The 26,478-nt window shown below is 59.8% G+C and carries 30 protein-coding genes and 1 tRNA gene; 20 read left to right on the top strand and 11 right to left on the bottom strand.

Features of this window, described 5'->3' with window-relative positions; genetic code table 11:
- The first annotated feature begins 67 nt into the window (after nt 1–67).
- From OLX72_RS15055 to OLX72_RS15045, 3 genes are read left to right on the top strand one after another with little or no spacing between them, the layout of a single operon-like run.
- A complete protein-coding gene (locus OLX72_RS15055; protein WP_433988996.1) occupies nt 68–1,009 on the top strand; it encodes a nucleoside hydrolase in 942 nt (313 codons plus the stop codon).
- Nucleotides 1,006–1,455 carry a GNAT family N-acetyltransferase gene (locus OLX72_RS15050; protein WP_114870519.1) on the top strand — a complete coding sequence of 150 codons (450 nt, stop codon included), beginning with the start codon at nt 1,006–1,008 and terminating at the stop codon, nt 1,453–1,455. Before OLX72_RS15055 ends, OLX72_RS15050 begins: the two co-directional genes overlap by 4 nt.
- Before the next feature lie 32 nt (nt 1,456–1,487).
- The gene (locus OLX72_RS15045) at nt 1,488–2,906 is read left to right on the top strand and encodes a protein adenylyltransferase SelO (RefSeq protein ID WP_433988995.1); all 1,419 of its coding nucleotides are present in this window, start codon (nt 1,488–1,490) and stop codon (nt 2,904–2,906) included.
- A 44-nt stretch (nt 2,907–2,950) separates the two neighbouring features.
- Here OLX72_RS15045 and OLX72_RS15040 read toward each other — a convergent pair whose 3' ends face one another.
- Nucleotides 2,951–3,826, bottom strand: a complete 876-nt coding sequence (locus tag OLX72_RS15040) for a DMT family transporter (protein WP_433988994.1) — start codon at nt 3,824–3,826, stop codon at nt 2,951–2,953.
- 167 nt (nt 3,827–3,993) lie between these two features.
- Here OLX72_RS15040 and OLX72_RS15035 point away from each other — a divergent pair, with 167 nt between their 5' ends.
- Nucleotides 3,994–4,845: a DUF533 domain-containing protein gene (locus OLX72_RS15035; RefSeq protein ID WP_114870522.1), complete on the top strand. Its 852-nt coding sequence runs from the start codon at nt 3,994–3,996 to the stop codon at nt 4,843–4,845.
- A gap of 59 nt (nt 4,846–4,904) precedes the next feature.
- Here OLX72_RS15035 and OLX72_RS15030 read toward each other — a convergent pair whose 3' ends face one another.
- A complete protein-coding gene (locus tag OLX72_RS15030) occupies nt 4,905–6,227 on the bottom strand; it encodes a DEAD/DEAH box helicase (RefSeq protein WP_114870523.1) in 1,323 nt (440 codons plus the stop codon).
- A gap of 364 nt (nt 6,228–6,591) precedes the next feature.
- On the opposite strand from OLX72_RS15030, the gene OLX72_RS15025 reads away from it, so the two are divergent.
- From OLX72_RS15025 to eno, 3 genes are all read left to right on the top strand, one after another.
- Nucleotides 6,592–7,005 (top strand): Fur family transcriptional regulator, encoded by a 414-nt coding sequence (locus OLX72_RS15025; protein ID WP_114870525.1) that lies wholly within the window; start codon nt 6,592–6,594, stop codon nt 7,003–7,005.
- A gap of 175 nt (nt 7,006–7,180) precedes the next feature.
- Nucleotides 7,181–8,050 (top strand): DMT family transporter, encoded by an 870-nt coding sequence (locus OLX72_RS15020; protein ID WP_433988993.1) that lies wholly within the window; start codon nt 7,181–7,183, stop codon nt 8,048–8,050.
- Nucleotides 8,051–8,120: 70 nt separating this feature from the next.
- Complete coding sequence (eno, locus tag OLX72_RS15015) at nt 8,121–9,395, top strand: phosphopyruvate hydratase (protein ID WP_114870527.1); 1,275 nt, start codon at nt 8,121–8,123, stop codon at nt 9,393–9,395.
- Between the two features lie 31 nt (nt 9,396–9,426).
- On the opposite strand, the gene OLX72_RS15010 is transcribed toward eno, so the two are convergent.
- Nucleotides 9,427–9,702, bottom strand: a complete 276-nt coding sequence (locus OLX72_RS15010) for a glucose-6-phosphate isomerase (RefSeq protein ID WP_205388943.1) — start codon at nt 9,700–9,702, stop codon at nt 9,427–9,429.
- Nucleotides 9,703–10,023: 321 nt separating this feature from the next.
- Here OLX72_RS15010 and OLX72_RS15005 point away from each other — a divergent pair, with 321 nt between their 5' ends.
- Nucleotides 10,024–10,914 carry a fatty acid desaturase gene (locus OLX72_RS15005; protein WP_114870528.1) on the top strand — a complete coding sequence of 297 codons (891 nt, stop codon included), beginning with the start codon at nt 10,024–10,026 and terminating at the stop codon, nt 10,912–10,914.
- Here the strand turns inward: OLX72_RS15005 and OLX72_RS15000 are convergent.
- Nucleotides 10,880–12,004, bottom strand: a complete 1,125-nt coding sequence (locus OLX72_RS15000) for an anhydro-N-acetylmuramic acid kinase (RefSeq protein WP_433988992.1) — start codon at nt 12,002–12,004, stop codon at nt 10,880–10,882. The genes OLX72_RS15005 and OLX72_RS15000 overlap by 35 nt on opposite strands.
- A gap of 63 nt (nt 12,005–12,067) precedes the next feature.
- Here OLX72_RS15000 and tyrS point away from each other — a divergent pair, with 63 nt between their 5' ends.
- Together tyrS and OLX72_RS14990 are read left to right on the top strand one after the other, a co-directional pair.
- The gene (tyrS, locus tag OLX72_RS14995; RefSeq protein ID WP_114870530.1) at nt 12,068–13,324 is read left to right on the top strand and encodes a tyrosine--tRNA ligase; all 1,257 of its coding nucleotides are present in this window, start codon (nt 12,068–12,070) and stop codon (nt 13,322–13,324) included.
- Nucleotides 13,325–13,518: 194 nt separating this feature from the next.
- Complete coding sequence (locus OLX72_RS14990) at nt 13,519–14,658, top strand: aromatic ring-hydroxylating oxygenase subunit alpha (protein ID WP_433988991.1); 1,140 nt, start codon at nt 13,519–13,521, stop codon at nt 14,656–14,658.
- A gap of 50 nt (nt 14,659–14,708) precedes the next feature.
- Here OLX72_RS14990 and OLX72_RS14985 read toward each other — a convergent pair whose 3' ends face one another.
- Nucleotides 14,709–15,071: a Lin0512 family protein gene (locus OLX72_RS14985; protein ID WP_114870532.1), complete on the bottom strand. Its 363-nt coding sequence runs from the start codon at nt 15,069–15,071 to the stop codon at nt 14,709–14,711.
- A complete protein-coding gene (locus OLX72_RS14980; RefSeq protein ID WP_114870533.1) occupies nt 15,068–15,415 on the bottom strand; it encodes a Lin0512 family protein in 348 nt (115 codons plus the stop codon). Before OLX72_RS14980 ends, OLX72_RS14985 begins: the two co-directional genes overlap by 4 nt.
- Nucleotides 15,416–15,564: 149 nt before the next feature.
- Between OLX72_RS14980 and OLX72_RS14975 the strand changes: the two genes are divergently transcribed.
- Together OLX72_RS14975 and OLX72_RS14970 are read left to right on the top strand one after the other, a co-directional pair.
- Nucleotides 15,565–16,320 carry an SDR family NAD(P)-dependent oxidoreductase gene (locus tag OLX72_RS14975; protein WP_114870534.1) on the top strand — a complete coding sequence of 252 codons (756 nt, stop codon included), beginning with the start codon at nt 15,565–15,567 and terminating at the stop codon, nt 16,318–16,320.
- Nucleotides 16,321–16,339: 19 nt separating this feature from the next.
- Nucleotides 16,340–16,807 (top strand): MOSC domain-containing protein, encoded by a 468-nt coding sequence (locus OLX72_RS14970; protein ID WP_114872299.1) that lies wholly within the window; start codon nt 16,340–16,342, stop codon nt 16,805–16,807.
- 1 nt (nt 16,808) lies between these two features.
- Here the strand turns inward: OLX72_RS14970 and OLX72_RS14965 are convergent, their stop codons facing one another.
- From OLX72_RS14965 to OLX72_RS14955, 3 genes are read right to left on the bottom strand one after another with little or no spacing between them, the layout of a single operon-like run.
- Nucleotides 16,809–18,617, bottom strand: a complete 1,809-nt coding sequence (locus OLX72_RS14965) for an ABC-F family ATP-binding cassette domain-containing protein (protein WP_114870535.1) — start codon at nt 18,615–18,617, stop codon at nt 16,809–16,811.
- A gap of 31 nt (nt 18,618–18,648) precedes the next feature.
- A complete protein-coding gene (locus tag OLX72_RS14960; protein WP_433988990.1) occupies nt 18,649–19,446 on the bottom strand; it encodes a GNAT family N-acetyltransferase in 798 nt (265 codons plus the stop codon).
- Between the two features lie 15 nt (nt 19,447–19,461).
- The gene (locus tag OLX72_RS14955; protein ID WP_114870537.1) at nt 19,462–19,917 is read right to left on the bottom strand and encodes an outer membrane protein assembly factor BamE; all 456 of its coding nucleotides are present in this window, start codon (nt 19,915–19,917) and stop codon (nt 19,462–19,464) included.
- An 89-nt stretch (nt 19,918–20,006) separates the two neighbouring features.
- Here OLX72_RS14955 and OLX72_RS14950 point away from each other — a divergent pair, with 89 nt between their 5' ends.
- From OLX72_RS14950 to OLX72_RS14915, 8 genes are all read left to right on the top strand, one after another.
- On the top strand, nt 20,007–20,555 hold the full coding sequence (locus OLX72_RS14950; RefSeq protein WP_114870538.1) for a YceD family protein: 549 nt from the start codon (nt 20,007–20,009) through the stop codon (nt 20,553–20,555).
- Between the two features lie 189 nt (nt 20,556–20,744).
- Nucleotides 20,745–20,951 (top strand): 50S ribosomal protein L32, encoded by a 207-nt coding sequence (gene rpmF, locus OLX72_RS14945; RefSeq protein ID WP_114870539.1) that lies wholly within the window; start codon nt 20,745–20,747, stop codon nt 20,949–20,951.
- A gap of 23 nt (nt 20,952–20,974) precedes the next feature.
- Nucleotides 20,975–22,099: a phosphate acyltransferase PlsX gene (gene plsX, locus OLX72_RS14940; RefSeq protein WP_114870540.1), complete on the top strand. Its 1,125-nt coding sequence runs from the start codon at nt 20,975–20,977 to the stop codon at nt 22,097–22,099.
- On the top strand, nt 22,096–23,067 hold the full coding sequence (locus tag OLX72_RS14935) for a beta-ketoacyl-ACP synthase III (RefSeq protein WP_433988989.1): 972 nt from the start codon (nt 22,096–22,098) through the stop codon (nt 23,065–23,067). The genes plsX and OLX72_RS14935 overlap by 4 nt, the downstream gene beginning before the upstream one ends.
- Nucleotides 23,068–23,165: 98 nt before the next feature.
- Entirely contained in the window at nt 23,166–23,468 is a 303-nt protein-coding gene (gene ihfA / locus OLX72_RS14930) for an integration host factor subunit alpha (RefSeq protein ID WP_114872300.1), read from the top strand.
- Between the two features lie 15 nt (nt 23,469–23,483).
- A complete protein-coding gene (locus OLX72_RS14925) occupies nt 23,484–24,302 on the top strand; it encodes a MerR family transcriptional regulator (protein WP_433988988.1) in 819 nt (272 codons plus the stop codon).
- A 59-nt stretch (nt 24,303–24,361) separates the two neighbouring features.
- Nucleotides 24,362–24,438 (top strand) — tRNA-Pro (locus tag OLX72_RS14920).
- Nucleotides 24,439–24,522: 84 nt separating this feature from the next.
- Nucleotides 24,523–25,593, top strand: a complete 1,071-nt coding sequence (locus tag OLX72_RS14915) for a 2'-deoxycytidine 5'-triphosphate deaminase (protein ID WP_433988987.1) — start codon at nt 24,523–24,525, stop codon at nt 25,591–25,593.
- Between the two features lie 12 nt (nt 25,594–25,605).
- Here OLX72_RS14915 and OLX72_RS14910 read toward each other — a convergent pair whose 3' ends face one another.
- Nucleotides 25,606–25,749: a hypothetical protein gene (locus tag OLX72_RS14910; protein ID WP_162798063.1), complete on the bottom strand. Its 144-nt coding sequence runs from the start codon at nt 25,747–25,749 to the stop codon at nt 25,606–25,608.
- Nucleotides 25,750–25,818: 69 nt separating this feature from the next.
- Nucleotides 25,819–26,475: an SMC-Scp complex subunit ScpB gene (scpB, locus tag OLX72_RS14905; RefSeq protein ID WP_114870543.1), complete on the bottom strand. Its 657-nt coding sequence runs from the start codon at nt 26,473–26,475 to the stop codon at nt 25,819–25,821.
- Between the last annotated feature and the right edge of the window lie 3 nt (nt 26,476–26,478).

Here is a 26,478-nt window from a genome sequence, read left to right as displayed (position 1 = left end):
TCGGGGCATGGACATCAGCACGACGAGTTGCGAATGTCCGCGCCAAACCCGGAATGAAGGCCGCGACATGCCCCCACGCAAGATCATCATCGACACAGACCCCGGACAGGATGACGCCGTTGCGATCCTGCTGGCGCTGGCCAGCCCGGACGAGATTGAGGTGTTGGGCATCACCGCCGTTGCAGGCAACGTGCCGCTGGCGCTGACGGCCAAGAACGCCCGTATCGTGTGCGAACTGGCAGCGCGCCCCGATGTACCCGTCTTCGCCGGATGCGACCGCCCGATGGGCCGCGCCCTTGTCACCGCAGAACATGTGCACGGCGAAACCGGCCTGAACGGGCCTGACCTGCCCGATCCGTCGATGCCGCTTCAGGACAGGCACGGCGTTGATTACATCATTGACACCCTGCGCCGCGAACCGGCGGGAACAATCACCCTGTGTCCGCTTGGGCCGCTGACCAATATTGCCACCGCCTTTGAAAAAGCACCCGATATCATCCCGCGCGTGCAAGAGATCATCCTGATGGGCGGTGCCTACTTTGCAGTCGGCAATATTACACCGGCGGCGGAGTTCAACATTTACGTCGACCCGCAGGCGGCTGATATCGTGTTCAAATCCGGCGTTCCGATAACCGTCATGCCGTTGGATGTGACACATCAGGCGCTTGTCACCCGCGCGCGCAACGATGCGTTTCGCGCCCTTGGCACGCCCGTCGGCACCGCCGTGGCGCAGATGACCGATTTTTTCGAACGGTTCGACAAAGCTAAATACGGTTCGGAGGGCGCGCCCCTGCACGATCCCTGCGTGACCGCCTATCTGATCCGTCCCGATCTGTTTTCAGGCCGCCACATCAATGTCGAGGTCGAAACAGGGTCCGAACTGACGCTGGGCATGACTGTGGCCGACTGGTGGGGCGTCACCGACCGGCCCGCCAATGCGCTGTTTATCGGACATGTCGATGCTGACGGGTTCTTTGATCTGCTGACAGACCGTCTGGCCCGGTTATGAGCGCGGCGCTGCATCTGGCAAAACCGGGCCATATCGAACAGGTCGATGCGCTGGTTGCCGCCTTCCATGCCGAGGAAGGCATTGTGATGAACGCCGAAAAAAGGCGCGCCGCTATCGCCCCTCTGCTGGATGGTATCCCGCACGGCGCGATTTATCTGATCGGTCCGCCACGTGCACCCATTGGTTATGTGATCGTCACATTCGGCTGGTCTGTGGAATTTGGCGGCATGGATGGTTTCATTGATGAAATCTATGTTCGCCCCGGCGTGCGGGGCCGCGGCATTGCCGCCGAGGTGTTGCAGACCCTGCCACGATCGCTGGCCGAGGTCGGCATGAAGGCCATCCATCTTGAGGTCGATACACAAAACCAGTCGGCGCGCAGGCTCTATGCCCGCGCGGGCTTTGCGCTGCGCGACCGGTATGCCCTGATGACGCGCAAGCTCTAGCAATCGGGGCGATTGCGCTTAGATTACGGGTCATGAGCATGCACATTCCCTTTGATAACACCTATGCCGCCTTGCCGCCGGTGTTCTTTTCGTCCCAGAAACCGACCCCGGTCAGGGCGCCCCAGCTTCTGGCTTATAACGAGGGTCTGGCAGAGCTGCTGGGCCTGCCTGATGCCGGTCAGGACGAGTTGGCGCAGGTGTTTTCCGGTAATCACCTGCCTGATGGCTCTGCCCCCATTGCCCAGCTTTACTCCGGCCACCAGTTTGGCCATTACAACCCGCAACTGGGCGACGGGCGCGCGGTTCTGCTGGGCGAAGTCGTCGGCACCGATGGCCAGCGCCGCGATATCCAGCTCAAAGGCTCCGGCCCGACGCCCTATTCGCGCTCGGGTGACGGGCGCGCATGGCTGGGGCCGGTGCTGCGCGAATATGTCGTATCCGAAGCGATGCACGCACTTGGTATCCCCACCACCCGTGCGCTGGCCGCCGTCGCCACCGGAGAGCCGGTCTATCGTGAAGGTGCGCTGCCCGGCGCCGTGCTGACCCGCGTGGCGGCCAGCCATTTGCGTGTCGGCACGTTTCAGGTGTTCGCCGCGCGCAGCGACACGCGCAGCCTGCAACAGCTGACCGATTATGCCATTGCCCGCCACTACCCCGCCGCGGACGGCCCGATGGGCCTCTTGACTGCGGTGCGCGATGCGCAGGCGGCACTGGTCGCCAAATGGATGTCCGTCGGGTTTATCCACGGTGTCATGAACACCGACAATTGCGCCATATCAGGGGAAACCATCGATTATGGCCCCTGTGCCTTTCTGGATACCTATCACCCCGACACGGTGTTCAGTTCAATCGACCGTCAGGGGCGCTATGCCTATGCCAATCAGCCCGACATCATCGTCTGGAACCTGGCGCAACTGGCCACTGCGCTGATCCAGATCATGCCGGATCGCGACGCCGCGGTTGAGGAGGCAACAGCAATCATACATGCCACTCCCACGCTGATCCGCGGGCACTGGCTGCGCCTTTTTGGCCGCAAGATCGGGCTGGCACAGGCGCAAGAGGATGACATGGCCCTGATTTCGGATCTGCTGACCCGCATGGCCCAAGAACAGGCCGATTTCACCAACACGTTCCGCGCACTGGCCGATGGCACTGCGCGCGCGCAGTTCACCGATCCAACCTCATATGATGCATGGCACAGCGACTGGCAGGCGCGCCTTGCCTCGGAACCAGATGCGCCAGCGCTGATGCGCGCCACCAACCCGGCGCTGATCCCGCGCAATCACCGGATCGAGCAAATGATCGAAGCTGCCGTTGCCGGCGATATGGCCCCCTTCCACCGTCTGCTGTCTGCGCTGGCCACACCCTATGACGACAATCCCGCTGTTGCCGATCTGGCCCGCCCGCCGCTGGAAACGGAAATCGTGCCGGCGACGTTCTGCGGCACCTGATCTTCATCTTTTCAAAAATACTTGAAGGGCAACGACCGCAACGGTCAACGCCGGTTGATCAGGTAAATCCCCGCCGCCACCAGTACCAGCGCGCCCCAGATTTCCAGACCGACAGCCTCGTTCAACAGGACCCAGCCCAGAATGACCGAAAACACCGGCGACAGAAAGCTGAACGAGGCCACGGACGCCGCCGGATAAAGCGTCAGCAGCCAGAACCAGAACAGGAACCCCAGACTGGCCACGCAAACGATCTGGAACGCCAGTCCGGCCAGGTGGATCATCTGCAGATCCCGCACCAGATCGCCCGAGGCATAGGCCAGCAGCAAAAGGATCGGCGCGGACACGGCAACCTGCCACAGCAACTGCACCTCGGGCTTGACCGTGTTCAGCTTTGTCGCCCGCACCATCAGCGCGATACTGGTCCAGCCAAGGGCCGCCCCCAGCGCCGCCAGATCGCCCTGCCAGCTGACATCGGCGCCGTCTCGGTTGGACAGCGCCCAGATCACTCCAGCCATGGCCAGCGCCAGCCCGACCACCCGCAGCGGCGTCAAACGCTCTCCGGGCAGAAACAGATGCGCGGCAATGGCCAGCCACACCGGCATCGAATAGAAAATCACCGATGCCCGCGAAACGGATGTGAAATCAAGCGCGGTGAACAGGCAGATGAATTCAAACGTAAACGCCAGGCCCGACAACAGCCCCCAGCGGCTGACACCGCGCGGCATCACCAGCGCCACGCCTTTGAGCCGCATCCAGACCAGCAGCACGACCACCGCCCCGGCAGAGCGTAACCCGGCCTGAAACACCGGGCCAAAGCCGCCGCCCGACACTTTGATGACAACCTGATTTAACGCCAGCAACAGCGCAAAAAGGATCAGCGCCGTTGCCCCGAAAGAGTCCATGGATGATTTACGTTCCATGCGCGCCACAAGGTCGTGACCGGCTGGAAATGTCAATTGCCCGCGTGCGTTACGTGCCCGCTTTAGCCCGCGCTCTGTGTGGCTGATCAGGCCGGCGGGGAATTCCCCGTGGAGTTCATCTGCGAATCTGGCATTCTTTTTTCATTTTCAACAGGGAGATTTGGACAATGAGTTTGGTTAAAACACTCGCCAAGGTGGCGATCGGCGTGGCAGTGGCCAAAGGCGCCAGCAGCATGATGAAAGGCGCAAGCGGACGCAGTGCGTCGGGCGGCGCGGGCGGATTGGAAGATTTGCTGGGCGGACTGACCGGTGCGAAAACAGGTGGCTCGGGCCGCGCCAAAAGCGCGAGTGCGGGTGGCGGGATCGAGGATCTGCTTGGCAGCCTGCTGGGTGGCAGTGCCGGAGCCGGTGCCGGCGCCGGGCTGCAAGGCGGTCTGGGCGGATTACTGGATCAACTGGGCGGCGCGCAGGCCGGCGGGTTGCAGGACATGATCGGCGGCGGCACCGGTGGAACTGCGGGCGGCAGCAACACAGGCGGCCTGCTGGAAGGTCTGGCGGCCGCGCTGGGGGGCAAGCCCGCAACGAACAACGCGGATTTCGGATCGGTTCTGAATTCACAGTTCGACCAGACGCCCCAGGAAGAAATCGAACCCTCTGCCGCACAGGAGGCCGCGGCCGGCATCATGCTGGCGGCGATGATCCAGGCGGCCAAATCGGATGGCAAGCTGGACGATGCCGAACGCACCAAGATCATCGACCGGCTGGGCGATGATGTATCGCGCGAAGAGGCCGATTTTGTGCAGGCCCAGTTGCAGGCCCCTGTCGATATCGAAGGTCTGGTGCGCCAGACGCCGCGTGGCATGGAAGCGCAGACCTATGCGATGTCGGTTCTGGGAATTGATCTGGACAGCCGGTCCGAGGCGGAATACCTGCACCGGCTGGCACAGGGCTATGGCATGAACGCTGCCACGGTAAACAGCATTCATGAAAAAATGGGCGTGCCCTCACTTTACGAATAGCCTGTATCTGCCTGTTCCGGAAAGAAAAAGGGCACCCGACGGTGCCCTTTTTTTACTGATCAGGCCGCGCGCTGGCCACCGGGTTTGCCGCCGCCCTTGCCGCCGCTTCTGCGACGACGCTGGCCACCGCCGGGTTTTCCGGCGCTGGATTTTGCGCCACCGCCGCCACCACCGCCGCCAAAGCGGCGTTTCTGGCCACCGCCGCCGGGGCGACCACCGCGACCTTTGGGCTTGTCAGGTATTTCCGAACTTTCCCAGGGCCGTCCGGACGCGACCGGCACCGGCATTTTCATCGCCTTTTCAATTGCCTTCAATTCGCCCATCTCGTCAGGCGCACAAAACGCAATCGCAGCGCCATCTGCACCCGCACGTGCTGTTCGCCCGATCCGGTGCACATAGTTTTCCGGCACATTGGGCAGATCGAAATTGTAAACATGGCGCACATCAGGGATATCCAGACCGCGCGCGGCCACATCGGTGGCCACAAGAACGCGGATCTCGCCTGCCTTGAAGGCCGCGATTGCGCGATCCCGCTGGCCCTGGCTTTTGTTGCCATGGATCGATCCCGCCGCATAACCGGCGTTGACCAGCGACTTCATCAGCTTTTCACACCCGTGTTTCGTGCGCCCGAAAACCAGCGCCAGCTCGTCGCGATGCTTGTCCAGCATTTCAATCAGCAGCTTGGGCTTTTCCGCCTTGGCAATAAAATGCACCTCTTGTGTGATCTTGTCGGCGGCTTTGCCGGGGGGCGACACTTCGACCCGGATCGGTTTGTTCAGATAGCTCGAGGCCAGTTCGTTCATCTGCTTGGGCATTGTGGCCGAAAACAGCATGGTCTGGCGTTCGGCTGGCAACATGCCCGCGATCTTGCGCAGGGCATGGATAAAGCCCAGATCAAGCATCTGATCGGCTTCATCCAGCACCAGAAAAACGGTTTCGTCCAGCCGCAGGGCGCGGCGGTCCATCAGGTCGATCAACCGCCCCGGCGTCGCCACCAGAAGATCAACACCGCGCTCCAACCGTTTGATCTGATTGTTGATTGACTGACCGCCAACAACCATCGCAACCTTGATCGGGGTGCCTTGTGCATAGGCGCGCAGGTTTTCGGCAATCTGACCCGCCAGTTCGCGCGTCGGCGCCAGAACAAGACCGCGTAAGGTTTTCGGCGCCGGGCGTCCGCCCAGTTCCAGCATCTGCGCCACAAGCGGCAGACCGAATGCGGCTGTCTTGCCGGTGCCGGTCTGCGCCAGGCCCATCACATCGCGCCCGTTCAGCGCATGGGGGATGGCCTGATTCTGGATCGGCGTTGGTTCCGTGATCCCCATTGCCGTCAGGCGGGTGATCAGGGATTTGGGCAAGCCCATGATTGAAAAATCGTTCAAAATATATCCTTCCGGCCCGCGCGTTGCGCACGGACCACTTGTTTTGCGGCACCGATAAGGGCCGCGCGTCGGGTGCGCAAAAAGCTCAACCCCGCGACAGCCGAATGCTGTCCGGGTCGTTCGTGCGCTTTGGCCCCACGCGTGATTTTGGGAACAGGTGCGATACCTTTTGGTTTCGGGGCGGGCTTTTCCCGCTCATTCTTCTGACTGCTCACGCGGCAGAAGGCATCGCTGAGGGTCACATGGGGGATCGCGCACCATAAGTCAACCTTTTGCCGATCCGGCCTGCGGGTTGAAAAGCGTCTGGAAACCGAATGGCGGACGCGGTACACCAAGGATCACGGCTAAGTTTGGGACCTTGGGCATGACTGATACGATAATCGACCGCAGCGCCGCCAAGGGCCTGCGCATGACCGAACAGCGCCGCGTGATCGCGCGCGTCCTTCAGGACAGCGATGACCACCCCGATGTTGAAGAGCTTTATGCCCGCGCCAGCGCGATCGACAGCGGCATTTCAATTGCAACCGTATATAGGACGGTCAAACTGTTCGAAGAGGCCGGACTGCTGGACAAGCTTGAATTCGGCGACGGGCGCGCGCGCTATGAAGATGCGGAACGCGACCATCACGACCACCTGATTGATATGAACTCGGGCGAAGTGATTGAATTCGTCGACGAGGAAATCGAGGCATTGCAGGAAAAGATCGCGCGCAAGCTGGGCTATGAACTGCGCGGGCACCGGCTTGAGCTTTATGGTGTGCCGATCCGCAAACCGTGATCCGATGATGCGCCCAGGCGCGGTTACCAGCGTCTGCGGCGCGCCCTGACGGGCGTTTCCCGTCCCGTATTTCTGGCAAAAAGAAAAACAGGCACCGGCAGGGCGATCTATCGGGCTTGTGTTTGACTGCGCAACGCGCCATTGGCCAGTCATCACTTTGAAAGCTTACCCCAAGATGGACAATTTGCGCGGCGCCGCCCTGATGATCTTTGCAATGCTGGGCTTTGCGATCGAGGACATGTTTATCAAACTGATGGCCGGCGCCCTGCCTGTTGGCCAGATCATCCTGATGCTGGGGATCGGCGGCGCGACAGTGTTTGCCGCGCTGACCCTGTGGCAGGGTACGCCGCTGTTTTCCCGCCTGTTTCTGACGCGGATGATTTTGCTACGCAATCTGGGCGAACTGGTGGGCACGCTGGGCTTTGTTACCGCGATTGTGCTGACCCCGCTGTCCAGTGCATCGGCGATCCTGCAGGCAACGCCATTGGCGGTCACGCTGGGCGCGGCGCTGTTTTTGCAGGAACAGGTCGGCTGGCGGCGCTGGAGCGCCATTATCGTCGGTTTTTTCGGCGTTTTGCTGATTATCCGGCCCGGGCTGGACGGTTTTGACGCCAATTCGCTGTTCGCGGTGCAAGGGGTAATCGGGCTGGCGATCAGGGATCTGGCAACGCGGCAGGTTCCACGCACAACGTCGTCCATGCAGCTGAGTTTTCTGGCTTTTCTGACATTGGTGCCAACCGGTTTCATCCTGTTGCAGGTCAACGGTGCGCCGCTTGTCGCGCCCGATCCAAAGCTGTGGGCGCTGGTCGGGGGTGCCGTTTTGCTGGGCGTGGTGTCCTATTACGCAATTGTTGCCGCCATGCGGGTTGGCGATGTGGGGTTTGTCACACCGTTTCGCTATACCCGGCTGATCTTTGCCATGTGTGTCGGGGTTCTGGTGTTCGGGGAACAGCCCGATACGCTGATGTTGGTCGGGTCCGCCATTATCGTCGGATCGGGCCTGTTTACCGTCTGGCGCGAACGCAAACTGTATAAAACCGATTAATCTACCTTTTCCTTGGCTGGCGGACGGTCTAAGACCCGCGCAACCCTTCTATGATCAAGGAACCCGGCTGATGAGCACGATTATCGATATTCACGCACGCGAAATTCTGGACAGCCGGGGCAATCCGACTGTCGAGGTCGATGTGGTTCTGGAAGACGGCACCATGGGGCGCGCGGCGGTGCCTTCCGGGGCGTCCACCGGCGCATACGAGGCGGTGGAACGCCGTGACGGTGACAAGAGCCGGTACATGGGCAAAGGCGTTCTGGATGCCGTGGCGGCGGTCAACGGCGAAATTGCCGAAGAGTTGCTGGGTTTTGATGCCACCGAACAGGTCGGCATTGACGAATTGATGATCGAACTGGACGGCACAGAAAACAAATCGCGCCTTGGCGCGAACGCCATTCTGGGGGTCAGTCTGGCGGTGGCCAAGGCAGCCGCCGATTACACCTCGCAACCGTTGTTCCGCTATGTCGGCGGCACATCGGCGCGGGTGTTGCCGGTGCCGATGATGAACATCATCAACGGCGGTGAACATGCCGACAACCCGATCGACATTCAGGAATTCATGATCATGCCGGTCAGCGCCACCAACATCCGCGATGCGGTGCGCATGGGATCGGAAGTGTTTCACACCCTGAAAAAAGAACTGTCTGCCGCAGGTCTGAGCACAGGCATCGGTGACGAGGGTGGGTTTGCACCCAACATCAGCTCGACCCGCGATGCGCTTGATTTCATTTTGAAATCTGTTGAAAAAGCCGGATACAAACCAGGTGAGGATATCTATCTGGCGCTGGATTGTGCGGCGACGGAATATTACAAGAACGGAAAATATGTGCTGTCGGGCGAAGGCAAGACACTGAGTTCGGATGAAAACGTTGCCTATCTGGCGGCGCTGGTGGCCGATTATCCGATCATCTCGATCGAAGACGGTATGTCGGAAGATGACTGGGACGGATGGAAGGCGCTGACCGATGCGCTGGGTGACAAGGTGCAACTGGTGGGCGATGATCTGTTCGTGACCAATCCGACGCGCCTGTCAGACGGAATCGCACGCGGCTGCGCCAATTCGATGCTGGTAAAAGTCAACCAGATCGGCACCTTAACGGAAACTCTTGAAGCGGTCGATATGGCGCATCGGGCGCGCTATACCAATGTGATGTCGCATCGGTCGGGCGAAACCGAAGACGCGACAATCGCCGATCTGGCCGTTGCCACCAATTGCGGACAGATCAAGACCGGATCACTGGCGCGCTCGGACCGGCTGGCGAAATACAACCAGTTGATCCGCATCGAGGAAGCGCTGGGAGAGACCGCAGATTACGCGGGGCGGTCCATTTTAAGGTAACGCACCGCCCGCGCCTGTCTGCCTGAAAGGGTTAGGGGCAAGGAGCCGAATAATAGGTTCCGTCACCGCGCGCATAGGCGCAATTGCCAGTCTGGGTGTTTTGCGCCACGGCAGTGCCCGCGGCGGCGCCCGCAAGGGCGGCAATCAGGCGCCATTCGTCATCGGCATCAAAAGCTTCGGCGGCGATCAGGCCACCCGCCGCGCCGCCTGCGACACCGGCAACGGTGCGTTGTTCGGCTGTCATGTTTTCACAAGCCGACAGGGCCAGAATGCTGGCCAGAAAACATCCGGAAATCCAACGGGTCATAAGGTATCCTTTCCCAAAACGATCCATCTGAAATCGGGCGCGCTTAAAGGCATGCAAAAACACCCGATGTCAGCCAGAACAACCTATCGCGCCGCAAAAGGTTCCCGATGATCAAAATCAATCCCGCGGCAAATCCGGCGACAACGTACCGAAACGCGGATGACAAGCGGCTGAAATTGGCCGATCCGGCTGTTAAAATCCGCACCACTGAAGGTTACACGCCGATCCGTTGCACAGTTGCGCCCGGATTTGACATTCTGCCAGCCTGAAAGGCGCAGTGCACGCTTGCCAAAGGGAGCATTTCAGCCGCACCATCCGCGCATGACCCATACCGAGATTCTGAAACGGCTAAGCGTCGCGCGAAAAGCGCATTTGCAGGAACGATCCGATCGCGCCGGCCTGACGCATCTTGCGCTGTATGTCGGGGCGTTGGCGATCAGTACGGCGGCCATTGTGATGCAGGTGCCGTTTTGGGGTTTCCTTGTTCCGGTTCAGGGCGTTCTGCTGTGCTTTCTGTTCACCCTAAGCCATGAATGCACACATCAGACTCCGTTCAAAAGCAAATGGATCAACGAAGTCGTGGGGCATCTTTGCGCGGTGCCGGTTGCCCTGCCCTTTGTCTGGTTCCGCTATTTCCATCTGGCACATCACAAATATACCAACGATCCCGAACGCGATCCCGAACTGGAAGGCGGCGGCCGCCCCAGCGGATGGCGCGGGTATCTGATCTATCTTAGCGGCTGGGGCTATTGGAGAAACGGATTGACCATGCTTTGGGTCAATGCCTTTGGCACACCGGATGCGCCCTATTTGTCTGATCGCCTGCTGCCCCGCCTTCGGCGCGAGGCGCGGATCATTCTGGCGATCTATGCCGCCGCGCTGATCAGTCTGTTCCTTACGCCACTTCTGTTCTGGATCTGGCTGCTGCCTGTGCTGGTCGGGCAACCGGTGCTGCGCGCCTATCTGCTGGCCGAACACGGGCTTTGCCCGCCGGTGGCCGATATGCTGGAAAATTCACGCACCACTTACACCACGCGCGTGGTGCGGTTTCTGGCATGGAACATGCCTTATCACGCGGAACACCACAGCTTTCCGGCGGTGCCGTTCTATCGCCTGCCGGAATTTCATGCCGATGTGCAGGCCCATCTGAAATCCACATCCGCCGGGTACGGGGAATTTACGGCAGATTATCTTCGCCATCTGGCGCGCTGATCGTGCCACCGCCCACCGCCGCACGCACGCCCGTGGTGCCGGGACAGGATGTGGGCAATCCGCGCGCCACACGCACCGCCAGATAGGCAAAGGCCTGCGCCTCCAGCATATCCCCGTTCAGGCCGACCTCTTCCACCGGGACGGCGGGGCAATCCAGCGACACGTTCAGCATTTCCATCAGCACCGGATTGTGCCGCCCACCGCCCGTCACCAGCACGCGCGCGGGCGGGCTTGGGCAATGCTGCATGGCCTCCATCACACCGGCGGCACACATTGCGGTCAGCGTGGCGGCGGCATCGGCATCGCTCAGCTCGTTCACCAGCGCGATCATGTCTGAAAAATCATTTCTGTCCAGGGACTTCGGCGGCATTCTTGCGAAAAAGGGCTCGGCAAGAAACAGCTCCAGCGCGCCCTGCTCCACCTGCCCCTGGGCGGCTGTCGCGCCATCGGCATCATAGGGCACGCCTTGGCGCGCCTGCATCAGATCGTTGACCGGCGCATTGGCGGGGCCGGTATCAAAGGCCAGCAAGGCGCCGTCCTGTTGTGGCGTATCAAAGGACGGATCGACATAGGTCAGGTTTCCGACGCCACCCAGATTGAGAAACGCCACCGGTTCGGTTGCACCAATCCACCTGGCACAGGCGAAATGGAAAAACGGCGCCAGCGGCGCGCCCTCGCCGCCCATTTCAACATCGGTGCTGCGAAAATCCCAGACCACCGGCACATTCAGATGTTCCGCCAACGCCGATCCGTCACCCACCTGCAATGTGCCCTGAAGGCGGGGCGCATGAGCCAGTGTCTGGCCATGAACACCCACCAGATCGATCCCGTCAAAACCCGACAGCACCTCCTGATGGGCGGCATCCACCACGCGGGCGGCGGCAATCACGGCATCGCCGGTCCATTGCCCCAGCGCCGCGCGCAACACCGCGCGTTCCTGATCCGAATACGGGCGATAAGCTGTCGGACCAAAGCCGAATACCGTGTGGCCATCGGTGTCCACCACGGCGGCATCGACCCCGTCCAGCGATGTGCCCGACATTGCGCCAAGGGCGCGCACCGGTTTTGCCTGTGTCCTGGCCCGATTCATGGCCTTTTCCTTTGCTTCACTGCCGCCTATACACTGCCGCGTAACGCAAGCCAGAGGCAAGACATGACGTATCACCCTAAATCGGATTTCATCGCCGTGATGATGCAACGCGGATTTCTCGCGGATTGCACCGATTATCAGGGGCTGGACGAGGCTTTGCTGAAAGGTGGCCAACCCGGCTATATCGGGTTTGATGCGACAGCCAAATCTCTGCATGTCGGATCACTGATCCAAATCATGATGCTGCGCTGGCTGCAAAAGACCGGCAACAAACCGATCACCCTGATGGGCGGCGGCACCACTAAGGTGGGCGATCCGTCTTTTCGCGCCGATGAACGCCCGCTGCTGACACCGGAAGCGATCGATGCCAATATCGCGGGCATCAAGGACGTGTTCAGCGCCTACCTGACATATGGGGACGGGCCGAGCGACGCGATGATGATCAACAACGCCGAATGGCTGGATGATCTGAACTATCTGGATTTCCTGCGCGACATCGGACGGCATTTTTCGATCAACCGGATGCTGAGTTTTGAAAGCGTCAAATCGCGGCTGGACCGAGAACAATCGCTGTCGTTCCTTGAATTCAACTACATGATCCTGCAAGCCTATGATTTCATGGAGCTTTACCGCCGATACGGGTGCATTCTGCAAATGGGCGGGTCCGACCAGTGGGGTAATATCGTCAACGGGATCGATCTGACGCGGCGCGTGATCGACGCGGAAGTCTATGGATTGACCTCTCCGCTGCTGACCACGTCGGACGGCAAGAAGATGGGCAAATCGCAATCGGGCGCGATCTGGCTGAACCCCGAAATGCTAAGCCCATACGAATTCTGGCAATTCTGGCGCAACACCACCGACGCGGATGTGGGCCGGTTCCTCAAGCTTTATACCGAACTGCCGGTTGACGAATGCGACCGTCTGGGGGCCTTGCAGGGATCGGAAATCAACGAAGCCAAGGTGCGCCTTGCCAACGAGGTGACAACCCTGCTGCACGGTGCGCATGCGGCCGAAACCGCAGAAGCGACCGCACGCGAAGTGTTCGAAAAGGGCGGTGTGGGCGATGATCTGCCGACCCTGACGCTGACGGCGGCAGACGTGGGTGAAGGCATTTCGATTGTGCAACTGATCGTGAAATCGGGCCTTGCAGGATCAGGCAAGGAAGCCAAACGCCTGATCGCGGAAAACGGCGCCCGTCTGGATGATGTGCCATTGACGGATGCGGGCCTGATGCTGAACGCCGCCGCCCTGTCCAGCCCCATCAAGCTGAGCGCGGGCAAGAAACGGCACGCTTTGGTGCAGGTGGCGGGCAGCTAGTATCTGTCCCTGCCGTGTATCCTGTTGCCGATCCGTCGGTGAACGCACTTGCGTCATCGGGTTTTCCGCGCATAGTTTGAGTGATCGGTCAAAGTAAACGCGCCCCGCGCGGCGTGCAAAGCCTGTTTGCTATGTACGTGCGGAGACGTTCAGGGGCCGGTGACACAGGTCTGCAAACGAAAGATCATGATCAAATGAACGTGCGATCCCCCGAATCCTCGCCTCTTTTGGGGCACTGCCCGCCAAGCCTGCCTGCCAAAGCCTATTATGATGGCGCGTGGTTTGATCGTGAAAGCATGGCAATATGGGCACGAAACTGGGTCTATGCGGGCCGCATTGATGCGTTCCGGCCCCGCACCATCCGCAGGATCGACATTGCCGGCGACAACGTGATCGTGGCCTGTGACGATAACAACGCCTTGCGGGCCTATTTCAATACCTGCCGCCACCGCGGGGCCGAACTGTGCAGTGCGCACCAACAGGACTATAACGGGCGCTTGATCCGTTGCCCCTATCACGCATGGGCCTATGATAACGAAGGCGCGCTGGTATCCACGGGCTATGCCACACCAACCCACGATTTTGACAAGGCACTACACGGCCTGTTTCCGGTGGCCCTGCACCAATGGAACGGCTGTGTCTTTCTGTGCCTTGCGGACACGCCGCCACCGTTTGAACCCGATATGGGCGTTGCCGCGCTGGACAACTGGCCGATGGACCGTCTTGTCACCGGTCACATTCTGGAAAAGCAACTGGCCTGCAATTGGAAGGTGTTCTGGGAAAACTACAACGAATGCCTGCATTGCCCCGGTATTCACAAGGGGCTAAGCGACATGGTCCCGATCTATCGCAAGGGCATCATGTCGGACGAGGAAGATGCGGACTGGTCCGCGGATCAGGGACACAACGCCGCTTTGAAGGACGATGCACGCAGTTGGACGGTAAACGGACAAGCCTGCGGACCTGAGTTTCCGGACCTGACACCACGCGAACGGGCCATCGCGCATAATTTTGTCACGATCTATCCATCCACTTATATCGTGGCGCATGTAGATTACGTGCGTATCGTATCGATGACTCCGCTGGCGCCCGAGATCACGCAGTTAAGGGCGGAATGGCTGTTCCTGCCCGAAACTCTGGCGCAAGCCGGTTTCGATCTGGCCAATGTCACGGATTTTGCCACAACCGTCTTGCTGGAAGACGGCGCCGCCTGCGAAATGAACCAGCGCGGGCTGAAATCATCGCGCTTTGAACAGGGCCGTCTGATGCCGCAGGAATTCGACATTCACGCATTTCACAAATGGGTGCTGAACCAGCTTGAGCCTTGGCAATAAACCTTTAGCGTTGCCTTTATCGGGCAAATGAATGCGTTCGCGGCAGCGGCTTAATCCCGCAAAACCCACCCGTCCTGCGCAGGCACAAATGCCTCGACCGCGGCAGATGCGATCACGATGGTACCGCCGGTATCGGGGTTGTGCACGTTCAACCCGCCCAGAACGGCCTGCACCTTCGCCCGCCCGCGCGGCAGATTGCGGGCCAGCGATGCGACATCAACCGCATCGGGGTCTTGCACCCCCACCGTAACCTGTACCCGCATGGCATCGTGGCTGATCCCCAATGCCTCGAACATCGGGATCGAAGAATGGCGGATCGCGTCTTCGATCGCGCGGGCGGCGGCCTTGGTGTAATCCATACCGTAAAGATCGTTGCCCATGCCCATTTCGATAATCATCCGCTGATCACTCATCCCGCCCGCTCCATATCAAAACTGACCGACAGCGCGGCATTGGCAATGATCGGGGCGTGCCCGTCACCATCGGGGCGTGCAATGTCCAGCCCGCCGTGACGCACCACGATATCAGGGCGCCCGTAAGGGAACACCGCCCTGATCACATCGATGTCCACCGCATCGGGATGTTGCACACCGATCTCGACCGTCAGGATCATCGCGTCCTTGGGAAAGCCGAACAGTTCCGCCATGTTGATCGAATTGTGCCATAGCGCGTCCTTGACCGCACGGCGCGCCGCTTCGGTGTAATCGCCGCGCCGCAACAATGTGCCCATCCCGAATTCCGTCAGTAGCCTGTGCATGGCCCACCTCCCCTTGTTCTGTCCGGCTCTTAACGCGCGATCCGAAAAACCGCCAGAGCCTGATCGGGCAGAACACGCTTTCCCGCTCTGGACTTTGCCGCCGCTGTCGTGAACAAATCTCCTCACACCCCAGCACGAAAGAAGACGCAATGCCTCTTGATCAGACCAAAGCCGTTGTCACCGGTGCCGCCTCGGGCCTTGGCGAAGCCACGGCGCGTTACTTTGCGCAACAGGGCGCGGCCGTGACGGTGCTGGACCGCGATGAAGACAAGGGTATGGCCGTGGCACAGGACATCGGCGGGCATTTCGTTCAGACCGACGTCACCGACGAAACATCGGTCAAGGCGGCAATTGATGCCGCCGTGGGCCATATGGGCGGGCTGAACGCAGCCGTCAACTGCGCCGGCATCGCCCTTGGGATCAAGACCATCGGTCGCGATGGTCCGCATCCGCTGGATGCGTTCCAGCGCACGATCGACATCAACCTTGTGGGCAGTTTCAACGTTGCAAGGCTGGCCGCACAGGCGATGGCCACCAATGATCCGGCCCCCGATGGCAACCGCGGTGTGATCATCAACACCGCGTCCATCGCTGCCTTTGACGGGCAAAAGGGGCAAACCGCCTATGCCGCATCAAAGGGCGGCATCGTCGGCATGACCCTGCCCATGGCGCGCGATCTGGCCAGCACCGGCATCCGCGTCATGACCATCGCCCCCGGCATTTTCCGAACCCCCATGCTGATCGGGCTGGGCGAAGAGATTATGGCATCGCTGGCCGCCGATGTGACCTGCCCGCCCCGGCTGGGCGATCCAGAAGAATACGCGCAGCTGGCCGCCTTTATCGTCACCGCCGGCTATCTGAACGGTGAAGTGATCCGCATCGACGGCGCACTGCGCCTGCGCTAGGCAAACAATGGGGGCCGCCATGTGGCAAGGGGAACTGCTTGAAATCCACACCGCGCCTGCGGCGCGCGCGCCGATGCAGGCCCAACCCACAGCGCAATTGATTGCAGGCGTCGGCATCAAGGACGACCGTTATTCAACGGATGTGAACAGCGGCACCTATTCGGAATTCCCCGACATCCGCGAGGTTACGTTGATCGAGATCGAAACCATCGAAGCGCTGGCGCGCGATCATGCGATCACCCTGCCCCTGCACGAACACCGGCGCAACCTGACAACCCGTGATGTACCGCTGAACCATCTGGTCGGGCGGCGGTTTTATGTGGGTGATGTGCTGCTGGAAGGCGGACGGCTGAACACGCCCTGCCGCTATCTGGATATGATCACCCAAAAAACCGTGTGTGAACTGATGGAACACCGCTCGGGCCTGAATTGCCGGATTATCAGCGGCGGCACGCTGCGCATCGGCGATATCATCCGACCGGCCTGATCTAGGCCCCAGATTTCTCTTCAAGCCGCAACCATTCATCTTCGGCTTCGGCCACCCGTTCGTGCCGCTCGACCAGCGCATCCGACGCTTTCTGGAACTTCACCGGTTCGCGCGTGAAAAGCTCTGCATCCGACAGCAGGATTTCCAGCTTGGCAATCTCGGCCTGAAGCCTCTCGATCTCGGCGGGCAGCGCCGCCAACCGGTGCTGCTCGGTAAAACTCAGACCCGGTTTTTGCGCCTGAGATTGCGTTACCTTTTCTTTTTTACGCTTTGATTTCACGACACTTTCATCGAAATCAACAGATCCGCGCTGCGCCTGATAATCGCTCCATCCGCCGGCATAAACAGTGGCCTTGCCATTGCCTTCCATGGCAATTGTGGTGGCCGCCACCCGATCCAGAAAATCCCGATCATGGCTGACCAGCAGAACCGTGCCGTCATAATCCCCCAGCAGATCCTGCAACAGGTCAAGCGTTTCCACATCCAGATCGTTGGTCGGTTCATCCAGCACCAGAACATTGCTTTCGCGCGCCATGATCTTGGCCAGCAGCAACCGTGCCTTTTCCCCGCCCGACAGCGAGCGCACCGGCGCGCGCGCCTGTGCCTCGTCGAACAGGAAATCCTTGAGGTATCCGACCACATGGCGCGGCATCCCGCGCACCAGTATCTGATCGGCCTTGCCCGACACGCGCATGTCAGGATCGCCGGTCAGGCTGTCCCACAGTGACATGTCCGGATCCAGTTGTGCGCGCGCCTGATCAAACACGGCCAGCACCAGATTGGTGCCCAGCGTGACCGTGCCGCTGTCAGGCGCCACCTCACCGGTCAGCATCTTCAGCAACGCGGTTTTGCCCACGCCGTTGGGTCCGACAAAGGCGATCCGGTCGCCGCGCTGCACCTTGAGCGAAAAATCCTCGACAATTGTTTTTTCGCCATAAGACTTTGATATATTGACGGCTTCCATAACTTTCTTGCCGGATTTCTGCCCCGTATCCAGCACCATTGCCGCTGCACCTTGCCGCCGGATCTGGGACGCAGCCTGCGCGCGCAGATCCTGCAAGGCCCGCACCCGCCCCTGATTGCGTTTGCGCCGTGCCGAAATGCCTTCGACGGCCCATCGCGCTTCGGCCTTGATCTTGCGTTTCAGCTTGTGGCGCTGGGTGTCTTCTTCTTCCCATGTGGCATCACGCCAGGCTTCGAACGCGTCAAAGCCTTTTTCCTGCCGCCGCACCATTCCCCTGTCAATCCAGAGGGTTGCACGCGTCAATGCACGTAAAAAGGCGCGGTCATGGCTGATCAGTACGAATGCGGCGCGGGTTTGCGCCAGTTCCGCCTCCAGCCAGCCGATCGCCTCGATATCCAGATGGTTTGTAGGCTCGTCCAGCAACATCAGATCCGGTGCTTCGGCCATCAGCTTGGCCAGCGCCGCGCGCCGCCTTTCGCCGCCCGATGCGGTGGCCACCGGTCTGGCCGGATCAAATTTCAACCCGGCACCGGCCCGCTCTACCCGGTAGACATCGCTTTCTTCCAGCGCGCTGGTGGCAAAATCACCCAAGGTGGCAAAGCCCGTCATATCGGGGTCCTGCTCCATATAGCCTACGGAAATACCGGGGGGCACAACAACGGTACCGCTGTCCGCCTCAACCAGTCCGGCCATCACTTTCATCAGGGTCGATTTTCCCGACCCGTTACGCCCGACAAGCGCCACGCGGTCGCCCTGCTGCACCACCAGATCCAGCCCGTCAAATACCGGATCGCCGCCAAAGGTCAGCGAAATATCGGAAAGTTGCAAGATCGGTGCGCGTGCCATAGCGCGCAGCTAACCCCACCTGGTGACAGCGTCAACGACCCCCGATCATCTTTTCGTAAATACTTCCGCCGGAGGCACCCGAACCTTGCCCCGCCACCGCCCGCAACAGTTTCTTGCGGGCCGGCGGGATCGCCGTGATTTCAAGCCCGGTGAACACATGCAGCGTATTCATGTTCCGATCGACCACCGCATGATCGCTGACCCAGCCGCCCATCAGCAGATAGGTGCGCAGCAGCGGCGGCATGCGCATCATTGCCTTTTTGACATCCGGTTTGCGCCGCAGACGGGCCGCGAACCGGAAGACATCGGGCGCCTTGATCCGGGGCAACCAGCGCGGCGGCGCCAGATGGCGGGCCTGCAACATCGCAAATGTATCCAGATAATCCTTGGTTTCGGTACCGGCAAAGGACGAACAGCCAAACAACAGTCCGATCCCGCTCTCGTCGACATAGGTTGTCATGGCCCCCCACGCCACGCGGATGATATCGGGATCACCATAGCCCGGCCGGATACAGAAGCGCCCCAGTTCGGCCATGCGGTGCGGGTAGGCTTCCAGCGCCGCAAGTTCATAATACTGAGCCGAATAGCTGCTTGATATCTCGCGTCCGTTTTGCAGCGGCAACAGCCTGAAACAACAGACAAGTGTTCCTGTCGCCGCTTCGATCACCAGAAAATGCAGGCATCTTTCATCAAAAATATCGCAATCCAGCCCGTCATCATTTGCGGACCGGAACGCTTGCGCACGCAGGGATTGGGCGGCAATCAGATCGGCCTGACATGCGGCCTGACGGATCAGGTATTTACCACGCAACCACAGCTGACGCGGCATCCCGACGTCCCCGCCCTAGCCGCCGAATCCGCCGGTGCCGATCTGGCCGATATTTCCAAGCAGTTGCCGGATAAAGGTTTTGCCTTCGGTCGAACTGCTGGTGACACGCCGGCTCAGGACAACCGGGCGACCGTCCTGCAACCCGTACCGTTCAATGTTGGTGACGATGCCGCTGCTGTTAAAGCTGATGGCGACAAGCTGTCGTTCCATCACTTCGGGCCGGCGAAAGGCAAAGGTGCGCACCTGCTTGCGGACATAATAATATCCGTCATCATTCAGAACGCCGCCCGCCGAGGGAATACCGATGGTTTCCTGGACGCTGTCCTTGTTGTCGACCCCGACGACGATCTCGGCAAGCTCTGCGTCGGTCGGGACGTAGCCATGATTCCGGTATGACGCCGCACAGGCCCCAAGGGCCATCAGGGCGGTGGCGACCACAGCCCATTTCAGTCCGGCTCTTATCCTCGACATGGCATCCCTCTTGCATTCGCATCTTGTGCCTTGGTATCCCGATTACAGAAGGTTCGCCTCCGGTTCAAGAAACGAAAGTGCATATCAGGATGAGTTTGCCCCAGAGCACAACACGCGCGCTGCGTGTCGCGGATTTGTCGCACAACGCGGCAACGCCGTTCGATCTGCGCCCCGATGCGGCGGCCCTGCAGGATATCGCACGTGATCTGGGCCTGCTGGCCCTGCGCAAATTGTCGTTTCAGGGCACAGTGTCGGCTTTGGGCCAGCACGATTGGGAATTGCAGGCAACCTTGGGCGCAACCGTTGTGCAACCCTGTGTCGTGACATTGGAACCAGTGACAACGCGGATTGATGTTCCGGTGGTGCGCCGCTTTATCAGGGATTTTGTGAAACCCGACGCGCCAGAGGCGGAAATGCCCGAGGACGATACCATCGAACCCCTGGGCACATTTATCGATCCCGAGCTGGTCATGACCGAATCTCTGGCGCTGGCGCTGCCCGATTACCCCAGAAAAGAAGGGGCCGATCTGGAGCATTCGCGTTTTGCCGAACCCGGAACCACCCCGATGAGTGATGATGAAGCCAAACCTTTTGCAGGCCTTGCAGGCTTGCGTGACAGTCTGAAAAAAGATCCCTGACAGCGCCTGTGTGTGTTTGGAGTGACGCGATCCAGAAATCGCTTGCGCCGGGAACAAATAACAGTATTTTCGCGCCTTCATCGTATTTAGAGTTGGACATGACGCAGGCTTGGGCCTAAACGCACGTCACGCTCGTGAAACGCGGCCCGATGCCGATCTTGGCAGGCCCATAATATCTGAGGTTGAGACATGGCTGTCCAACAAAACAAAGTATCCAAGTCACGCCGCAACAATCGTCGCGGCCATGATGCCCTGGTTGCTGCGAACCCGAACGAATGTGCAAACTGCGGCGAACTGAAACGTCCGCATCATATTTGCGCGGCCTGCGGGCACTATGACGACCAGGAAGTTGTCGCTATGGTGGACGAGGTCGATCTGGACGAAGACGCGGCCTGACCTAAAGGCACAAAGGCATTCGCATGACGGCACAGCCCGATCAGACAGACGCGAAGGCCAGGCGCATTATCCTATCTGTTGATGCAATGGGTGGAGATCAGGGACCGGCGACAGTTGTCGCCGGTATTGCCGAATCTGCGCGTCTGAATCCCGAAATCGGGTTCATTCTTCATGGCCATGCGGACGAACTGAACGCACTGGTTGCCAAACGCAAACCGTTGCAGGGCCGGTGCGAGATCCGGGATGCGCCCGATGTGGTGTCGATGGATGACAAACCGTCATCCGTTGTGCGCAACGGCAAGACAACGTCCATGTGGTCAGCCATCGAATCGGTGCGCGCGGGCGAAGCAACTGTTGCCGTGTCCTGTGGAAACACCGGTGCGTTGATGGCACTGGCAATGATCCGCCTGCGCAAGCTGCCCGGCGTGAACCGCCCCGCCATCGCTGTTCTTTACCCCTCGCGCAATCCGCAGCGGTTCAACGTGCTGCTGGATGTCGGCGCCGATGTGCGCGCTGACGCCCGCGATCTGCTGCAATATGCGATGATGGGCGCGTCTTACGCGCGCAATGGTCTTGATCTGCGCCGTCCGCGCATCGGCCTGCTGAATGTCGGCACCGAAGAACACAAAGGCCGCGCCGAAATGAAAGAGGCGCACGAGTTGATCGGTCAATATGCCGACACTGCCGCCTATGAATTCGTCGGCTTTGTCGAGGGCGGCGATATTTCCGGTGATATTGCCGACGTGATCGTCACCGACGGGTTTACCGGCAATGTCGCGATCAAGACCGGCGAAGGCACCGCGCAACTGATCGGGGACCTGTTGCGCGAAGCTTTCAAATACTCTCCACTGTCGCGTCTGGCGTCATTGCTGGCGCTGACATCCCTGACCCGACTGAAGAAACGCATTGATCCCCGCCGCGTGAACGGCGGTGTGTTCCTGGGCTTGAATGGCACCGTGGTCAAATCCCACGGGTCCGCCGATGCGACCGGCGTGTCAGCCGCGGTCAAGCTGGCATTCCAGCTTGCACAACTGGGTTTCACGGAAAAACTGGCGGCGCGGGTTGCATCCACCGGTCTGCTTGACCAAGATGTCGATACAGGCACATCGGCAGAACAAGCCGAACACACGAACGGACAAAAAGAATGACAAGACGCGCCGTGGTCAAAGGCGTCGGGCACTATCTACCCGAACGGATCGTTCCTAACAGCGAATTCGAAAAAACGCTGGATACTTCAGATGAATGGATCAGGTCCCGTTCCGGGATCGAACGCCGCCATTTCGCCGCCGAAGGTGAAACAACTTCGGCAATGGCGACAAACGCGGCGCGTGCTGCGTTGCAGGATGCCGGGCTGGAAGCTGACGACATTGATGCCATCGTACTCGCCACATCCACGGCAGATCTGACATTTCCGTCAGCCGCCACGATGGTGCAGGCCGAACTGGGCATGACCAAGGGCTTTGCCTTTGATGTGCAGGCCGTGTGTGCAGGGTTCGTCTTTGCCCTGTCAAACGCTGCTGCCCTGATTGCATCACAACAGGCCAACAGGGTGCTGGTGATCGGCGCGGAAACCTTCAGCCGCATCATGGACTGGAGTGATCGCGGCACCTGCGTCTTGTTTGGGGATGGCGCCGGCGCACTGATTCTGGAAGGTCAGGACGGCACCGGCACCGCGCAGGATCGCGGTATTCTGTCGACCGATCTGAACAGCGACGGCCGCTATCGCGACCTGTTATACGTTGATGGCGGGGTCAGCACCCACTCAACCGGTTATCTGCGCATGCAGGGCAATCAGGTCTTTCGCCACGCCGTTGAAAAACTGGCCAGCACCGCGGAAACCGCGATGCAACGAGCCGGCGTTGAAACCGACGAGGTTGACTGGATCGTGCCACATCAGGCCAATATCCGCATTATTCAGGGCACCGCCAAGAAAATGGGTGTGCCGATGGAAAAAGTTGTCGTCACCGTACAGGACCACGGCAACACGTCGGCGGCATCCATTCCGCTGGCCCTGTCGGTCGGGAAGGCACGCGGCCAGATCAAACAGGGAGATCTGATCGTGACCGAGGCAATCGGCGGCGGTTTGGCCTGGGGTGCCGTCGTTCTGCGCTGGTAATTGGTTGCATTTCATCGCTTAATCTTGTCCCCACAAGCCATTGATATTGACTCGGAATTTCCAAAGACCCTATGGTTGCCAAAACAAAGGGGATGGAAATGGCGGATAAGACGTTGACCCGGATGGACCTGAGCGAAGCTGTGTTCAGCGAAGTCGGCCTGTCGCGCAATGAAAGCGCCCAGCTGGTTGAAAGTGTTCTTGAGCATATGTCGGACGCGCTTGTGCGTGGCGAACAGGTCAAGATTTCATCTTTTGGCACCTTCAGTGTACGAGATAAGTCAGCCCGCATCGGGCGCAACCCAAAGACCGGGCAAGAGGTTCCGATCAACCCGCGCCGGGTTCTGACCTTTCGGCCATCGCATCTGATGAAAGATCGCGTCGCTGACGGCAACAAGCGCTAAGGAACGCGCGCGGATATGGCCAAATCCCCCGACGCCTTTCGCACCATTTCAGAGGTGGCAGAGTGGCTGGGTGTTCAGGCCCATGTCCTGCGGTTCTGGGAAAGCAAATTCAGTCAGGTGAAACCCGTCAAACGCGCGGGCGGGCGGCGGTATTACCGACCCTCGGACATGTTGCTTCTGGGGGGCATTAAGAAACTGCTGCACGATGATGGCGTAACCATCAAAGGTGTGCAGAAAATCATTCGCGAACAAGGTGTTGGGTTCGTTTCCGATCAATCGCCATCGCTTGATGATCTGACAATGGCGCAATTGGATAACGAAGCGCCAGCGCGTGACGCGCCGGAAAAAACCGCCCCTGCCAAAGATGATAACAGCACGGTGGTGCCCTTCCAGAGCCCGGCGGACACAGCCAAGCCAGAGCCGCAAACCGAAGACAGCGATGCCGTCACGGCCGATGCAGCGCCCGAGCCGGAAACCGATCAGCAAAGCGCAACACCCGACGCGCCAGATGCCGACGTACCTGCGCCAGAGCCGGAAGAACAACCCGTTCGATCCGATGACGAAGTGGCGGAACAGGCGCCGGTGGCAAAACCGCCCGAGCCGTTACCCTCTTTCATGCAGCGGCCAACCGCGACCGACACCACGAAACCGAAACCGCGTGTTGTCGAAGCTTTGGATGGCCCCGACGAACAGGATATCGAGGCCGTTCCGGGTATTCTGGCCAAGGCCGCGAAACTGCACAGATTGCGCGCGGCAGACCTGTCAGCCGTCCGGCAATCCTATGCGCGGCTCGAATCTCTGCATGCGCGTTTGACCGGGACGGGCAAAGAGTAGTCACAAGTGGCAATTCCCCCTTGCTCCTGCGCGCATTTCCACTATGAACGGCACATCGTCGGGCTATGGCGCAGCCTGGTAGCGCGTCCGTCTGGGGGACGGAAGGTCGCAGGTTCGAGTCCTGCTAGCCCGACCAAATTCATCCGACGATATATCCCCGACACCATGGCCACAGATGTGGCCGGGCTGTCCGGGGTGCGTTGATCGCGAAGGGATTGAAATGACTGGCGTAATTCCAAACCAGCACCTGTCGAAAATGATCGCCGATGGCGTGATTGCAGGCCAGCCCGCCATTGAGGATGCGCAAATCCAGCCGGCAAGCCTTGATTTGCGTCTGGGCAGTGTCGCCTACCGCGTACGGGCATCGTTTCTGGCTGGTGCAGGGCGAACTGTCGCTGAGCGGTTGCAGGAATTTGAAATGCACCGTGTTGATCTGACAGACGGTGCGGTTCTTGAAAAAGGCTGTGTTTACGTTGTGCCCCTGATGGAATCACTGGCCCTGCCGGACGGGATGCAGGCGGTGGCCAACGCCAAAAGTTCGACCGGACGGCTGGATCTTTTGACCCGCACCATCACTGATGGCGGCGTGGAGTTCGATCGTATCGCTACGGGCTATCACGGACCGCTTTATGCTGAAATCTGTCCACGCTCGTTTTCGGTACTGGTGCGGCCCGGTATGCGGCTGAACCAGATCCGGTTTCGCGTCGGCCATGCGGTACTGGACGATGCTGCATTGAACGCCTTGCACGCACAATCACCACTGGTTGACGGCACGGCGGTGATTGATGACGGGTTGGGTTTTTCCGTTGATCTGAAACTGCCAGGCACTGATCTGGTCGGCTATCGTGCCAAACCCCATACCGGCGTGATCGATCTGGACAGAATCGGCCACTACAACCCGGCCGAATACTGGGAAGACGTGCGCACAACAAACGGCCAGATCATTCTGGATCCCGGCGCGTTTTATATTCTTGTCAGCCGTGAAGCCGTGCACATTCCGCCGGAATATGCGGCCGAAATGGCCCCCTATCTGGCCATGGTCGGCGAATTCCGGGTGCATTATGCAGGGTTTTTTGACCCCGGTTTCGGCCATGATGCCGCTGGCGGGGCCGGTTCGCGCGGCGTGCTGGAAGTGCGCTGCCACGAAGCGCCCTTTGTTCTGGAACATGGTCAGGTGGTGGGGCGTCTGGTCTATGAACGGATGCAGGACGTGCCCACACAGCTATACGGCGCAGGCATTGCGTCAAACTATCAGGGTCAGGGCCTGAAGCTGTCCAAACACTTCAAATAGCGCGCGACAGGTCTATTCGATCAGGTCACGCGGTTGCTGGGCCTTTGGTTTGCGGCCTATTTTGGCCGCCTGACCCATCCCCATGTTGATACCCTTGTTGATCGCCTTCCGCATGACAATGCGGATGACCATGTTGATGATCTGGTTCATGTTCATGTCTGCCTCCACAGCTCGTTTTATTGTTATATAGCCGGTAATCATGAAGATTTCTGGGCACCGGCCCGATCAATCTTCAAAAAGTTCCGACTGGCCTTCGTTGGTTTCTTCTTCTTCGTCGCCTTCGCCCATTAACGGCACCGTTCCGGGCGGTGCGCGATTTTCCAGCAAGCCGGCTGCCCGCAATTCCTTGAGCCCGGGCAGATCCCGCGCGCTTTCCAATCCGAAATGGTCCAGAAATTCCTGGGTGACGACAAATGTGACCGGTCGCCCCGGTGTCATTTTCCGCCGCCCGAAGCGGATCCATTCAAGCTCCAGCAACTGGTCCACAGTACCGCGCGACACGCTGACGCCGCGAATTTCTTCGATCTCGGCCCGTGTGACGGGCTGGTGATAGGAAATGATCGCAAGGGTTTCGATCGCGGCCCTGCTCAGCTTGCGGGTTTCGACTGTTTCCTTTTGCATCAGGAACCCAAGATCGTTGGCGGTGCGCATCGCATAGGCATCGCCGATCTTGACCACATGTACGCCGCGCCCTTCATAGCGTTTGCGCAGATGCACCAATGCCTCGGCAGCATCGCAGCCATGGGGCATGCGGCTTTCCAGCTCCTTGACACTTACCGGTTCGACACTGGCGAACAGAACCGCCTCGACCATGCGTTCCTGTTCCGCAAGCGGCGGAGCTTCGAACAGTGTTTTGTCTTGTTCTTCATAATCTTGCGACACTGT

Source organism: Sulfitobacter sp. TBRI5, from assembly GCF_051013555.1.
Taxonomy (GTDB): Bacteria; Pseudomonadota; Alphaproteobacteria; order Rhodobacterales; family Rhodobacteraceae; genus JL08.
The sequence above is the reverse complement of the archived record's forward strand: the minus strand, read 5'-3'. Positions and strand labels throughout refer to the sequence as shown.